The 15,142-nt window shown below is 71.9% G+C and carries 6 protein-coding genes; all 6 read right to left on the bottom strand.

Translation table 11 applies throughout. From position 1 onward, the window contains the following. Nucleotides 1-140 precede the first annotated feature (140 nt). Nucleotides 141-1,358, bottom strand: coding sequence for an aminotransferase class I/II-fold pyridoxal phosphate-dependent enzyme (locus ACH4B3_RS29810; protein WP_398468066.1), 1,218 nt, complete (start codon nucleotides 1,356-1,358; stop codon nucleotides 141-143). An 87-nt stretch (nucleotides 1,359-1,445) separates the two neighbouring features. Continuing rightward, entirely contained in the window at nucleotides 1,446-2,024 is a 579-nt protein-coding gene (locus ACH4B3_RS29805; protein ID WP_398468064.1) for a DUF2867 domain-containing protein, read from the bottom strand. A 44-nt stretch (nucleotides 2,025-2,068) separates the two neighbouring features. After that, complete coding sequence (locus ACH4B3_RS29800) at nucleotides 2,069-3,457, bottom strand: cytochrome P450 (protein WP_398468062.1); 1,389 nt, start codon at nucleotides 3,455-3,457, stop codon at nucleotides 2,069-2,071. A gap of 72 nt (nucleotides 3,458-3,529) precedes the next feature. After that, entirely contained in the window at nucleotides 3,530-9,856 is a 6,327-nt protein-coding gene (locus ACH4B3_RS29795; protein WP_398468060.1) for an SDR family NAD(P)-dependent oxidoreductase, read from the bottom strand. Then, on the bottom strand, nucleotides 9,853-12,096 hold the full coding sequence (locus ACH4B3_RS29790; protein WP_398468058.1) for an MMPL family transporter: 2,244 nt from the start codon (nucleotides 12,094-12,096) through the stop codon (nucleotides 9,853-9,855). The genes ACH4B3_RS29795 and ACH4B3_RS29790 overlap by 4 nt, the downstream gene beginning before the upstream one ends. 88 nt (nucleotides 12,097-12,184) lie before the next feature. Further along, the coding region (locus ACH4B3_RS29785) for a type I polyketide synthase (protein WP_398468056.1) at nucleotides 12,185-15,142 on the bottom strand (2,958 nt) is incomplete at its 5' end.

Here is a 15,142-nt window from a genome sequence, read left to right as displayed (position 1 = left end):
CAGTTCAGACCTCTCCCAGCCGGGGAAGCACAAGCTTCGATATGTGTTTCGCGAAACCAACGAACGGGTGTCTTCCCCGTCATGACGGCCACCCTCGGGTCACTCGACCGGCATGTCGCCGCGCCACCTGCTGATTCGGGTTACGAGAAGTAGTTCTGGTCCTTCAGCTTCTTCGACACGTCCATGAAGGCGTCGACCTGCTCCTCGGTGTGGGACGCGTTGACGATGATGCGGAGCACCGCCTGGCCCTTGCGGGCGGCCGGGTACAGGTACGGAGGAACCCGGATGCCGTGCTCCAGGTACGCGCCGTAGAGCTCCACGCACTTGCGCTCGTCGCCGACCACGATCGAGGAGAAGCAGGTCTCGGTGTCGGTGACCGGCAGCTCCGCCTCGAGCAGCCGCTCGCGGAACGCGGCCACCTTCACCAGGTAGTCGTCGACGATCTCCGGCTCCCTCTCGGTGAGGAGGCGGGTGATGTACGCGGCGCCGGCCGCGGCGGGCGCGGACATCCCGGCGGTGAACGACCCGGTGCCGGAGAGCATCTCGAAGGACTGGATGGCGTCCCGCGGCCCGGCGATCAGACCGCCCTCGAGGCCGACGGCCTTCTTCATGGAGACCATGATGAAGGTGGCCCGGAGCATGCCGGCGTACTCCTCGGCGAACTTCCGGTGCGGCGCGCCGTAGACCAGGAAGCCGTTGGCGTCGTCCACGTACGACAGGGCGCCGTAGCGCTCGCACAGGTCGACCATCGTGTGCATCGGCGCGACGGAGCCGTCGATCGAGTACACCGACTCGAAGACCACGACGACCCGCTTGCCCTGGAGCTCCTTGAGGACCTTCTCCAGGCTCTCCACGCAGTTGTGCTTGAAGGAGAACAGCCGCTCGCCGAACTTCAGGCCCTCGGCGGCCTTCCACAGCGACCAGTGGGCGTCCCGGTCGTACACGAAGACGGTGTCCCGGTTCACCATGGCCAGGCCCGACATGAAGGACTGGGTGGCGGACAGCGCGTTGATGAAGCCGATGTTGGCGAGGGTGCCGGTGCCGAAGCTGATCGCCGCCTCCTTCTGGAGGTAGGCGGCCACCGTCTCCTCCATGTCGAGGTGCGGCGGGGTGACGCCCTGCACGATGCGGGAGCCGCCGCTGCCGAGGCCGTACTGGCGGGTGGCGTCCAGCAGGACCTGCATGACGTCGTCCCGGCGCTGGAGGTCCAGGAAGTTCACGGAGGCGAAGTTGGTCATCAGCTCGTCCGTGCCGTGCATCGCGCCCGGAATGACGCCGGACACCGGCGGGCCGCTGATGCCGAGGCCTCGGATTCCTTCGGCGAACTTGTCGAAATTCCAACCCGGCGTGGCGGTCATGGTGCGTGGACCTTTCTTTTCGTCAAGCTTTCGAATTCTTCGGGGCGGGCCGGCGCATGATTGATCGCCGCCGTCCCGGGGTACCACTCAGGTGTAACGCGGCCAGTTCCGGCCGATCGACCGGATCAGGGACGGGTACACCAGGGTGCGCCGGATGGGTTTGATCCCGGCCATGTAGGCCTCACCGAGCGCTCCGTTGGGTTTCACCAGCGCCGCCATCTGACCGCGGTACCGGCCGGCCCCGTCCGGGACCCAGCCGATGTGCATCAACGCGTGCACGGTCCGGTTGGCGAGCTCGGCGGTCCACTCGGTGTCGGTCTGGTAGACGGAGTGGAAGGGAACCACCTGCAGGTCGGGGCCGCGGGGCCCGTCCCGCAGGTCGTCCGGCAACCGTTCGCGCAGCGAGGTCACCCGTTCTCCCAGTCCGTTCCCCGGCTTGTCCAGGCCGAGCAGTGCGCCGAGCTTCCACCGGATCGCGAACAGGGTGCTGATGACGAGCTCGGAGAGCTCCGCGTCGTCGTCGGAGGTGAACTGCCGGACCAGGCGGGGGAGGTCGTCCGGGCCACCGGGCGTCGGCAGCGCCCACACGTCCTCGAGCGTGAAGTCGCTCGTGAACTCGTGGATCCGCCATGGCGTGGCGGTGTGCGCCGTGTCCGGCAGCCTCATGGCCGACCTCCCCCCTCCTGGTACCGATGTCGCGTGGTGCGGTGCTAGCTCGCGGCCTTCTCGGCGACGGCGCCCGCCTTGGGCCGGAGCTCCAGGCGCGTACCGTGCTTGGTCGTGATGGTGACGGTGCGGCTCTTGGCGGCCTCCGGCCTCGGGTCGGACCGGCGCAGCTCGCAGGTGGTGAGCACCTGGCGGAGCACGGCCTTCATCTCGAGGATCGCGATCCGGTCGCCGAGGCACCGGGTGTGGCCGCCACCGAACGGGATCCAGGTGTAGGCACCGGGCTTGACGTTCAGGAAGCGCTCGGGACGGAAGACGTCCGGGTCCGGGTAGAGGGCCGGGTCGTGGTGGATGAGGTAGCCGCTGGCCCACAGCCAGTCGCCCGGCACGTACCGCACGCCGCCGATCACGATCGGCTTCACGACCTCCCGGGGGATGATCTGCGGTGTCGGCGGGCGCACCCGCAGCACCTCGTGGCACACGGCCGTGAGGTACGCGTCGTCGGTGCCCTCCTCCATCTCGTCCAGCACCCGCTGGAGGATGGCCGGTTCCCGGCTCAGGTACTCCAGCGCCCAGCAGATGCCGGCGGTGGTCGTCTCGGTGCCCGCGAGGAACATCGTCATCATCTCGTCACGCAGTTCGACCCCGCTCACCGGCGAGCCGTCCTCGTGCGTGATGTTGAGGAGCACCGAGAGCATGTCGTCGCCGGACTCCCCGGAGTCCAGGCGCTCCCGGACGGCCTGGGCGAGCAGCGCGTCCGCCCGGTCCCGCTGCTTGAAGAAGGTGTCCAGGCCCAGCGGCTTGATCGCCCTCAGCATCTTCACCGAGAGGGGCTTCATGTTGTGCGTCTCGATCATCGACGCCAGGCGGCGGTTGAGGCCCAGCATCTGCCAGATGACCTCGAACAGCTCGTCCCACACGGACGGCACGTGCTTGCCGAAGACCACCTCGCGGATCACCTGGATGGTGAACCGGTGGACGTGCGGGTAGAGGGAGACCAGCTCGCCCCGCGGCCAGGTGGCCACGATCCGCTCGGCCATCTCGGCGACCGAGTCCTCGATCCGCTTGAAGGCCCCGCCCCGCACGCTCGGCATGATCGTCTTGCGCCGGGCCAGGTGCTCTTCCTCGTCCAGCCACGCCAGACCGGTCTGGCCGGTGAACTTCTCCAGCGCGGCGCTCCCCCGGCCGGTGTGCAGCACGTCGCGGGGGGCGAGGAACATCGCCTTGACGTCGTCGGGGTCCGAGAGCACGTACAGGTTGTACGGGGGCATGATCTTCAGCCGGAAGCGGGTGCCGTACCGCTCCCGCAGGTCCCGGGTGTACCCCGTCGGCTGCTGGAAGATCTTGATGCCCTGGTAGATCATCGGCGCCCGCGGGCCCGGCAGTGCGCTGGAGGGTATGACGTTCTGTGGCGGCGTGTTGGAAGTATCCATATCTGTCCTTGCCTTTCGTGGACCGGCCGAGCACCGGTCAGGTCAGGGAGGAAGGTGCGTTCGTCACCCGGGCTACTGCTGTGCGCCGCCCTTCGCCAGCTCGCGCAGCGCGTCGAGCATCCCCGCCTCGCGCAGCTCACTGATCGGGATCGAGGCCAGCATGGCGCGGATCTCGTCCTCCTCCGACGCCGGCGCGGCCACGACCGCGTCCAGCTCCACCAGCCCGAGCAGGTGCGTGGTGATCGCACCCGACGAGGGGTGGTCGAACACGAGGGAGGACTCGATCGGCAGCCCGGTGGACCGGGTCAGCTGGTTGCTGAGTTCGACCGCGCTCAGCGAGTCGAAGCCGTAGTCCGCGAGCTCCCGCTCCGGGTCGATCGCCTCCGGCGAGTCGTGCCCCAGCACCGCGGCGACGTGCGTGCGGACCAGGTCCAGCACCGTCTGCTCCCGGTCCTCCTCGGCCACCCCGGCCAGCCGCTGAGCCAGCGACTCACCCGTCTCCACGGTGCGCGAGGGCGCGCGCACCAGGCCGCGCAGCAGCGGGGGCAGCATCCCGGACGCCGCCTGGCCGCGCAGCGCGGCGAGGTCGAGCCGCACCGGCGCCAGCAGCGCCAGGTCCAGGGCGAGCGCCTGGTCGAACAGGTCCAGGCCCAGCGCGGCGTCGAGCGAGCGGACGCCCATCCGCTCCAGCCGCGCGAAGTCCGCCTCGTCCAGCTGGCTGGCCATGCCGGCGGCACTGGACCACAGGCCCCACGCCAGCGAGCTGGCCGGCAGTCCCTCGGCGTGGCGGCGCGCCGCGAGGGCGTCGAGTGCGGCGTTGGCGGCCGCGTAGTTGGCCTGCCCCGGGCTGCCGATCAGCGACGCGACCGAGGAGAAGAGCACGAACGCCGACAGCTCCATGTCCGCGGTCAGCTCGTGCAGGTGCCACGCCGCGTCGACCTTCGGGCCCATCACCCGGGCCAGCTGGACCGGGGTCATCGACTCGATCACGCCGTCGTCCAGCAGACCGGCCGCGTGGACGACCGCGGTCAGCGGCTGCTCCAGCGAGCCCAGCAGCCGTGCCAGCTGCTCCTTGTCGGACACGTCGCAGGCGGCGACCCGCACCTCGGCGCCGAGCGCCTCCAGGTCGGTGACCAGTTCGGCCGCGCCCTCGGCCTCCGGGCCGCGGCGGCTCACCAGCAGCAGCCGGCTCGCGCCGTGCCGCTCGACCAGGTGACGGGCGAGCAGCGCGCCCAGACCGCCGGTGCCACCGGTGATCAGGACGGTGCCGTCCAGTTCCGGCGCGGCCGGGATGGTCAGCACCACCTTGCCGATGTTGCGGCCCTCGCGGAGGAAGCGGAACGCGTCGCGGCTCTGCCGGACGTCCCACGACCGCACCGGGGAGAGCTTGAGCGCGCCCTGCTCGAACAGCGCGGTGAGGTCGCGCAGCATCTGCTGGATCCGCTCCGACCCCGACTCCATGAGGTCGAAGGCCCGGTAGCGCACGCCGTCGTGCTCGCCCTCCACGACCTCGGCGTCGCGGATGTCGGTCTTGCCGATCTCGAGGAACCGGCCACCGCGCGGCAGCAGCGCCAGGGACTGGTCGACGTAGTCACCGGCGAGCGAGTTCAGCACCACGTCCACGCCGGCGCCGTCGGTCGCCGCCAGGAACTTCTCCCGGAACTCCAGGTCACGCGAGGACGACAGCCGCTCCTCGGCGACTCCCAGCCCCTGCACGGCGTGCCACTTCGGCGCGCTCGCGGTCGCGAAGACCTCCGCGCCGAGGTGGTGGGCCAGCTGGACGGCGGCCATGCCGACACCACCGGCGGCGGCGTGCACCAGCACCCGCTCCCCGGGCTGCAGCCCGGCGAGGTCGACCAGCCCGTAGTACGCGGTGAGGTACACCACCGGCACCGAGGCGGCCTCGGCGAACGACCAGGCGGCCGGCATCGGGGCGATCATGTTCCGCTCGACCACCGCGACGGGGCCGAACGAGTCGCCCACCAGGCCGAAGACCCGGTCGCCCGGCGCCAGGTCGGTGACCTCGGGGCCGACTTCGAGCACCACGCCGGAGGCCTCGGTGCCCATCGCGGCCTCGCCGGGGTACATCCCCAGCGCGATCAGCACGTCACGGAAGTTCAGGCCCGAGGCGCGCACCGCGATCCGGACCTCGTCGGCGCCGAGCGGACGGTCGCCGTCCGACGCGACGATCTCCAGGTCCTCCAGCGAGCCCTTGCGCCGGGCGGTGAGCCGCCACGGACCGCTGGGCAGCGGGGTGACGCGACCCAGGCGGGGGGCGAGCAGCCGGCCCTCACGCACCGCCAGCTGCGGCTCGCCGGTCTCGAGCACCGAGGCCCAGTCCGGCTCCTCGCCGCCGTCGATGTCCACCAGCACGAACTGTCCGTGGTGCTCGGACTGGGCGCTGTGCACCAGACCCCACACCGCGGCCTGGGCGAGGTCGGCCTTCTCCTCGCCGACCGCCACCGCGTTCCGGGTCACCACGACCAGGCGGGCGTCGACCAGCCACTCGCTGACCAGCCACCGCTGGACCAGGTCCAGCGCCGCCGCGGCGGCCTTCCGCGCACCCTCGGCCGGGTCACCGGACGGGGTGTCCACCGAGGCGATGACGACCTCCGGGAACAGCGCACCGTCGGCGACCGCCTCCTCCAGCTCGTTGAGGCTGCCGAACCGCTCGCCCGACGCCACCGGGGCGCCGAGGACCGCCAGGCGCACCTCGCGCTCCGCGGTGGCCGACACCGTGGTCCAGTCGAGCTGGAACAGCGAGCGCTGGGCGTTCTCCTGGGCCCGTCCGAGCTGCGCCGGCTCCACCGGGCGGACGGCGAGCTTGTCCACGCTCACCACGGGCTCGCCGGCCTCACCGGAGATGTGGAGGCGCACCGCGGACTCGCCCTCGGGGCTGATCCGCACCCGCAGGCTGGTCGCGCCGGTCCGCGCGAGGCGGATGCCCGACCAGGCGAAGGGCAGGCCGACCGACTCGCCGGGCCGGGTGTCGAGCATCCCGCCGTGCAGCGTGGCGTCGAACAGGGCGGGGTGGATCCCGAATCCGGCGACGGAGGCGTCGTCCGGCAGCGACACCTCGGCGAAGATGTCCTCGTCCGCGCGCCACACGGCGCGCACGTTGCGGAAGGTCGGGCCGTAGTCGAAGCCGATCTCGGACAGCATGTCGTAGAACCCGTCGACCGCGACCGGCTCGGCCTCGGCCGGCGGCCACAGGCCCTCGGCGGGCTCCACCGGCTCGCTGTCCTCCGCCAGCCAGCCGCGACCGTGGCAGGTCACCTGGTGCGACTCGTCCTCGGCGTCGGTCTCCGGGCGCGAGAAGATGGTGACCTCGCGGCGGCCGTCGGTACCGGGCGCCCCGACGGCGACCTGGACCCGGCGGGTCACGCCCTCGTCCAGGAACATCGGCGCCTCGAGCACCAGCTCGTCCAGCACCGGGCTGCCGACCTGCCGGCCGGCGGTGAGGGCCAGTTCGACGAAGGCCGTGCCGGGGATGATGGTCGCGCCGAGGACCACGTGGTCCCGGGCCCACGGCTGGGTGTCGGTGGACAGGCGGCCGGTGAACAGCCACTCGTCCCGGTCCCCCACCTGGACCGCGCCGACCAGGATCGGGTGCTCGACCGGGCCGAGCCCGGCCGCGGCGGCGTCACCGGCACCGCTGCCCGCGTGCCAGTAGCGCACGTTCTGGAAGGCGTAGGTCGGCAGGTCCACCCGCCGGGCGCCGGTACCGGCGAAGAACGCGGTCCAGTCGACGCCGACCCCGGCGAGGTGCGCCTGCCCCAGGAATCCGGCGAAGGACTCCGTCTCGGCGTGGCGGGCCCGCAGCGCCGGCACCACCACCGCCTCGTGCTCGTCGAGGCCCTCCAGGCACTGGCGGGTCATGGCGGTCAGCACGGCGTCCGGTCCCAGCTCCAGGAAGCGGCGGACGCCCAGGCCGTGCAGGGTCTGCACGCCGTCGGCGAACCGCACCGCCTGGCGCACGTGCGCCACCCAGTAGTCGGGGTCGCAGACCTCCGAGGACACCAGCTTGCCGCTGACGTTGGAGACGATCGGGATCTGCGGCTCGGCGAACCGCAGCCCCTCGGCCACCTGCCGGAACTCCGCCAGCATCGGCTCCATGCGCGGCGAGTGGAAGGCGTGCGAGACCCGCAGCCGGGTGGTCTTGCGGTCCTGCCACTGCGGCAGCCACTCCTCGATCGCGTCCGCGTCGCCGGAGACGACCACGGCGCGCGGCCCGTTGACCGCGGCGATCTCCAGCCGGCCCTCGTACCCGGCCAGCGAGGCGGTGATCTCGGTCTCCTCGGCGCGGACGGCCACCATCGCGCCGCCGGCGGGCAGCGCGCCCATCAGCCGGCCGCGCGCCACCACCAGGGCGCAGGCGTCGGCCAGCGACAGCACGCCCGCGACGTGCGCGGCGACGATCTCGCCGACCGAGTGCCCGATCAGGAAGTCCGGGCGGATGCCGAGCGATTCGGCCAGGCGGTACAGCGCCACCTCGACGGCGAACAGGGTCACCTGGGTGAACTCGGTGGAGTCCAGCAGGGCCGCGTCCGCCGAGTCCTCCTCGGCCGACAGCAGCTCCCGCACCGACCGGCCCACCAGCGGGTCGAGCTCCGCGCAGACCGCGTCCAGCGCCTCGGCGAACCGCGGGTGGGCGGCGGCCAGTTCGGCGCCCATCCGGGCGCGCTGCGAGCCCTGGCCGGTGAACAGCACCGCGGTCTTGTCGCCGGCCGGGCGTCCCTCGACGACACCCGCGGGGGTCTCCCCCGCGGCCAGCGCCTCCAGGCCGGCCAGCAGCTCGTTCCGGCCGGACGCCACCACGACCGCGCGGTTCTCCAGCTGCGCCCGCGTCGTCAGGGCGGAGAACGCGACGTCCTCCAGGGTGACCTCGGGACGCGCCACGAGGTGGGCGAGCAGCCGCTCGGCCTGGGCGCGCAGCGCGGCCGCGCCGCGGGCGGAGACGACCACCGGCACCGCGCCGGGGGCGCGCTCCGCAGGCGTCTCGGCCGGCGCCTGGTCCTCGGCCGGCGCCTCCTCCAGGATGACGTGCGCGTTGGTACCGCTCACACCGAACGACGACACGCCCGCGCGGCGCGGCTGCTCCGAGGCGGTCCACTCCCGCGCCTCGGTCAGCAGCTCCACCGAGCCGTCCTGCCAGTCGATGTGCGGGGACGGCTCGTCGACGTGCAGCGTGCGCGGCAGCGTCCGGTGCCGCATCGCCATCACCATCTTGATGACACCGGCCACACCGGCGGCGGCCGAGGCGTGCCCGATGTTCGACTTGATCGATCCCAGCCACAGCGGGTCGCCCGCCCGGTCCTGGCCGTAGGTCGCCAGCAGGGCGCGTGCCTCGATCGGGTCGCCCAGCGTGGTGCCGGTGCCGTGGCCCTCGACCGCGTCCACGTCGGCCGGGTTCAGGCCGGCGTTGGCCAGCGCGGCCCGGATCACCCGCTCCTGCGAGGGGCCGTTCGGCGCGGTCAGACCGTTGCTCGCACCGTCCTGGTTCACCGCCGAACCACGCACCACGGCGAGCACCTTGTGCCCCTTGCGCCGGGCGTCCGAGAGCCGCTCCACGACGATCATGCCGACGCCGTCGGAGAACCCGGTGCCGTCGGCGCCGGCCGCGTACGCCTTGCAGCGCCCGTCGGGCGACAGACCGCGCTGGCGGCTGAACTCCAGGAACACGAACGGGCCGGCGAGCACGGTGACCCCGCCGACCAGGGCCAGCGAGCACTCGCCGGACCGCAGCGCCTGCGACGCCAGGTGCAGCGCCACCAGCGAGGAGGAGCACGCGGTGTCGACCGACACCGCCGGGCCCTCCAGGCCCAGGGTGTAGGAGACCCGGCCGGCCACCACGCTGGTGGCCTTGCCGGTCAGCTGGTAGCCCTCCAGCTCGGGCAGCGAGGTGCCGCTGCCGTAGTCCGAGCTGACCACGCCGCAGAAGACGCCGGTGTCACTGCCGCGCAGGGACGTGGGGTCGATGCCGGCGTTCTCCAGGGCCTCCCACGCCGCGGGCAGCATCAGTCGCTGCTGCGGGTCCATGGCGAGCGCCTCGCGGGGGCTCACGCCGAAGAACTCGGCGTCGAAGTCGGCCACCTCGTCGACGAAGCCACCGCCGCGGGTGTACACCTTGCCGGGCTGCTCCGGGTCCGGGTCGAACAGCCGCTCCACGTCCCAGCCGCGGTCGGTCGGCAGCTCGGAGATGGCGTCCCGGCCGGACTCGACCAGCTCCCACAGCTCCTCCGGGGAGGTCACCCCGCCCGGGTAGCGGCAGCTCATGCCGACGATGGCCAGCGGCTCACTCGACTGGGCCAGGAGGCGGCGGTTCTCCTGCCGCAGCCGGTCGGTTTCCTTCAGCGACTTTCGGAGCGCCTCGACGAACTCGTTCTGATCGATCGTCATGTCTCGTTCACCTCTTTTTCGGGGCGCCCCGGGGCGACCACGTTGTGCTTGACCTCATGCGATTCATTGATCCCGAATCGCGCGTGAATCCGCCGCAAGGGGCCAGGGGCCCACCAATTCGCCTTGCCCAGCAGCCGCATGAAGGCGGGTACGAGCAGACCGCGGACCAGGGTTGCGTCGAGCAGTACCGCCAAGGGCAGGCCAATGCCGATGGCCTTCATATAGCTGATGCTTGACGGTACGAGTGCGATGAATACCAGGGACAGTACCAGCGCCGCATAGGTCACGACTCGGCCGGTACGTTCCAGTCCTACTGCAACCGCCTCCTCATTCTTATGAGTTCGACGGTATTCCTCCATGATACGCGACAGGATGAAGACCGCGTAGTCGAGCGAAAGCGCGAACGCGATGGCGATCACGATGATGGGCACGAGCCAGGTGATGGCGCCGGTGACGACGAAATCACCGACCAGCCACGTGAGGTTCCCCTCCTGGAAGATGTACACCAGAGCGCCGAAGGTGGCCGACAGACTCAGCGCACTCATCAGAATCGCCTTTATGGGCAACAGGACGCTTCCAGTCAAGAGGAACAGTAGCACGAAGCTCCCGATCGCCAGGATTATCAAGGCAATTGGCAACCGGTCGCCGAGCAGGTCGAAGGTGTCCACCGAAACGGCCGGCGTGCCACCGACCCGGACCGGGAACGGCGCCTCGGTTCCGCGCACCGCGCGCACCAACCGCTCACCGCTCTCGCCATAGGCGTCGACCTTGGGAACCAACGAGAGATATGTGGCGTCCTTGACCGCGAACCGCTGCGCACCGGCATTCGGCGGCGCCGTTTTCCGGCCTGCGCTGTAACTTCCGGTCAGGGCGTCCACTCTGGCGACGTTCTCGATTTTCGACAGCCGCGCCGCGTAAGCGTCGATCTCGGCCCTGCGGCCGGCGGGGTCGCCGCCGGTGTCCTCCGCCACCACCTGGAGGACGTCCAGCTCCCGGTTGTCGAACCCCTTCCCGACCGCCTTGGCGACCTGGGCCGACTGCGCCGAGGCAGGCAGCACCTGCTCGTCGGGCAGCCGCAGCTTCATGTCCCGCGCCGGAGAGGCCAGCAGCAGCAGGAACGCGACCACCGCCAGCAGGATGGGCACCGGGCGGCGCATCACGAACAGGGCGAGCCGGCGCCAGAAGCCGCCGCCGGCGGGCGGCTGGGCCGCCCGCCCGCGGCCGAGCCGGAGCGAGTCGATCCGCGGCCCCATCCAGACCAGCAGGGCGGGCGCGATCACCAGCGTGGCGGCCGCGGACACCAGTCCCGTGGAAATGGCGCCGATCGCCGCCGAATGGAAGATGGTGAACGGCAGCGCCAGCATGGAGCCGAGCGCGACGGCCAGCGTGGTGGCGGAAAAGATGACCGTGCGGCCGACCGTCTGCATGGTGGTGCGAATCGCCTCGGGGATGGCGGAGCCGCCGGCCAGCTCTTCCCGGTAGCGCGTGATGAAGAGCAGGCAGTAGTCGACGGCAAGGCCCAGGCCGAGGAATGTCGTGACATTGGTGACCAGATCCGAGGTCTCCAGGAAGAGGGAAATGACGAAAAGTATTCCCATCACGACGACCGTCGTGGCGATCGCCACCGCCAGCGGTACCAGCGCGGCCGGGACGCTCCTGAAGATGATGACCAGCAGGAGGAGGACCACCGGTACGACGACGGCTTCCGCCTTCAGCGCGTCCTCGGCCGCCGTGGACAGGTTCTCCTGCCACATCAGTCCACTGCCGCCGAGTTTGACCTCGAGGCCGTGAACCGTCCCTGAATATTCCTTTTTGAGTTCCTCGGAACGGTCCTGAACCGTGTCGAAATCACCGTCGATACGGCCGAGCACCAGCGCTTCGTCCCCCGACGTACCGCGCATTGCCGGGGACTTGCTCGTCCAGTAGGAGACGACATTGCTGACGCCCTTTTCCCGGCTGACCCGGTCGGTCAGCGAGGCGCCGGCCGAAGCGACGTCCGCGTGGTCCACCCCGCGGGAATCCGCCACCAGGATCACCAGGTTGGGCGCCCCCTGGCCGAAGTGGTCCTCAAGCACTTCGGCCGCTCGGGCGGATTCCGTCTCGGAGCTCTCGTAGCCACCCATCGTGAGCCGCGACGTCAGTCCGGCCGCCAGAATTCCGGCGCCGATCACCACCAGCAGCGTGATCAGCAGGACCCGCTTGGGCCGCCTGATCGTGAGGTCGGCGAGGCGAATCAGCACGGCCGACCTCCAACTGTGGGAGGAAGAAGGTGATCCGGCGAGGCCCCGGAGGCCGGGCCGGCTGAACGATCGCGGTCACGAGGGCACATCACGCCATGTCCCCCTGAGCCATCCGGAGGAGAGCCGCGGCGTCCATGTCGTCGATCGACGCCGGTGCCCCCTCGGCCGGTGCGCTCTCCAGCGGGTCGCCGCCGGCCAGCTCGCGCAGGGTGTCGAGCAACCCCGCCTGGCGCAGGCGGGCGACCGGGATCGACGCCAGCATGGCGCGTATGTCGTCCTCCTCCGAGCGGCGTTTCGCCGGCCCGGACGCCGGTGTGACGGCCGTGACCAGGTACTGCGCGATCGCGGCCGGCGTGGGGTAGTCGAACACCAGGGTGGCGGGCAGCCGGACCCCGGTGACCTGGGTCAGGCCGTTCCGCAGCTCGACGGCGCTCAGCGAGTCGAACCCGAGCTCCTTGAAGGCCCGTTCGGGGTCGACCGCGGTGGCCGAGGCGTGCCCGAGCACGGCCGCGACCTGGGTCCGCACCACCTCGAGCACGATCTGCTCGCGGTCGGCTTCCGCGACCCCCGCGAGCCGCTGGGCCAGCGAACCGCCCGAGTCGGCCCGGCGCGCCGGGACCCGCACCAGCCCGCGCAGCAGCGCCGGGAGCGCACCCGCCCGCGCCTGGTTGCGCAGCGCGGCGGAGTCCAGCCGGACCGGCACCAGCAGGGCCGTGTCCTGCCCGAGCGCCCGGTCGAACATGTCCAGACCGAGCTCGGCGGAGAGGGCGCTGATACCGGTCCGCTCCATACGGGCGAGATCGGTCTCGTCCAGCTCGCCGGCCATGCCGGAGACGTCCGCCCACAGGCCCCAGGCCAGCGAGCCGGCCGGCAGCCCGGCCGCGCGCCGGGCCTGGGCGAGGGCGTCCAGCGAGGCGTTGGCGGCCGCGTAGTTCCCCTGGCCCGGGCTGCCGATGAGGGCGGCCATCGAGGAGAACAGCACGAACGCCGACAGTTCGGTGTCCGCGGTCAGCTCGTGCAGGTGCCACGCCGCGTCGACCTTGGGGCGCATCACCCGCTCCAGCTGCTCCGGGGTGAGCGCTTCGATCACCCCGTCGTCGAGCACGCCCGCGGCGTGCACGACGGCGGTCAGCGGCTGCTCCAGCGACTTGATCAGCCGCGCCAGCTGCTCCCGGTCGGAGACGTCGCACGCCTCGACCCGGGTCCGGGCGCCGAGCGTGTCCAGCTCGGCGACCAGCTGCTCGACACCGTCCGCGGCCGGGCCGCGCCGGCTGACCAGCAGCAGGTTCCGGGCACCGTGCCGCTCGACCAGGTGCCGGGCGAACAGCGCGCCCAGACCACCGGTACCACCGGTGATCAGCACCGTGCCGTCCGGATCCACCGGCCGCGCCGCATCGGACGCCGCATCCGCACGCCCGAGCCGCGGCGCCGACAGCACGCCCTGGCGGACGGCCAGTTGCGGCTCGTCGAGGTCGAGGATCGCGCCCCACTCCGGCTCGCCGCCGTCGAGGTCGACGAGCAGGAACCGGCCCGGGTGCTCGGACTGCGCACTGCGCACCAGACCCCACACCGGGGCCTGCGCCACGTCCGGCGCCTCCCCGCCCACCGCGACGGCGTGCCGGGTGACGAGCACCAGCTGGGTGTCGGCGAACACGTCGTCGGCCAGCCAGTGCTGCAGCAGTTCCAGCGTCCGTCCGCCGACCGCCCGCGCGCTCTCGGCCGCGTCGGCGGCCTCGGCCGGGGTGTCGATCCGGGCGAGCACCGCGTCGGGCGCCTCCGCGCCGTCGGCGAGCGCCTGCCGCAGGGCGGCGAGGTCGGCGAACCGCTCGCCGGACGCGTCCAGTTCACCGAGGACCGCCAGCCGTACCGGCCTGGCGGCGCCGGCCTGCACCGGGGCCCAGTCCACCCGGTACAGCGGGCTCTGCTTGGTGCGCTGCGCGTTCTCCAGCTGCGTCTGCTCCACCGGACGCATCGCCAGGCGGTTCATGGTCAGCACCGGCTCGCCGTGCTCGCTGACGATCTCGATGCGGAACGCGAGGTCGCCCGCCGGGGCGATCCGGGCCCGCACCCGGGACAGCCCCGGTGTGCCGAGCTGCACCCCGGACCAGGAGAACGGCAGGATCGCGGAGACGTCCTCGCCCTGCTTGAGCAGTCCGCCGTGCATGGCGGCGTCGAACAGGGCCGGGTGGATCCCGAATCCCTCGCCACCGGTGTCGTCCGGCAGCGCCACCTCGGCGTAGACCTCGCCCCCGACGCTCCAGGCGGCGCGTACGCCCTGGAACGTCGGCCCGTAGTCGTAGCCGAGGTCGGCCATGCCCGCGTAGAGCGCGTCCACCGACGCCGGCTCCCCGCCCTCCGGCGGCCACACGGCCGGCCAGTCGACGGCGGGCTCGGCCTCCGGCGCGAGCACGCCGCGCGCATGGCAGGTGGTCTCCGGGCGGTCGTCGTCCCCGCCGGCTTCGGGCCGGGTGTACACCGCCACCTCGCGGCGGCCGTCGTCGTCGGCCTGTCCGACGGTGACCTGGACCTGGAGGGCGACGCCCTCGTCCAGCAGCAGCGGCGCGGCCAGCACCAGTTCGTCCAGGGCCGGCGTGCCGGCGCGCCGGCCGGCGGCCAGCGCCAGTTCGACGAGCGCGGTGCCCGGCACGATGGTCACGCCCAGGACGACGTGGTCACGCGTCCACGGCTGGGTGTCGGTGGACAGCCGGCCGGTGAAGACCCACTCGTCCCGGTCGCCGATGTGCACGGCTCCGGCCAGCAGCGGGTGTTCGACCTGGCCCAGTCCGGCCGCGCTGAGGTCACCGGCGTCCGCCGCGGGGGCGAGCCAGTAGCGTTCGCGCTGGAAGGCGTAGGTGGGCAGGTCGACCCGGCGGGCGCCGGTACCGGCGTAGAACGCGGTCCAGTCGACCCCGGCCCCGGCGAGCTGTGCCTGTCCCAGGAACCCGGCGAAAGTGGCCACCTCGGCATGCCGGGCCCGCAGGGCCGGCACGAACACCGCCTCGGCCTCCTCGTCCAGCGACTGCCGCGCCATCGCCGTCAGCACCGC

It is taken from the genome of Streptomyces sp. NPDC018031, assembly GCF_044327625.1.
Classification (GTDB): Bacteria; Actinomycetota; Actinomycetes; order Streptomycetales; family Streptomycetaceae; genus Streptomyces.
This window is presented reverse-complemented; position numbering and strand designations above follow the sequence as displayed.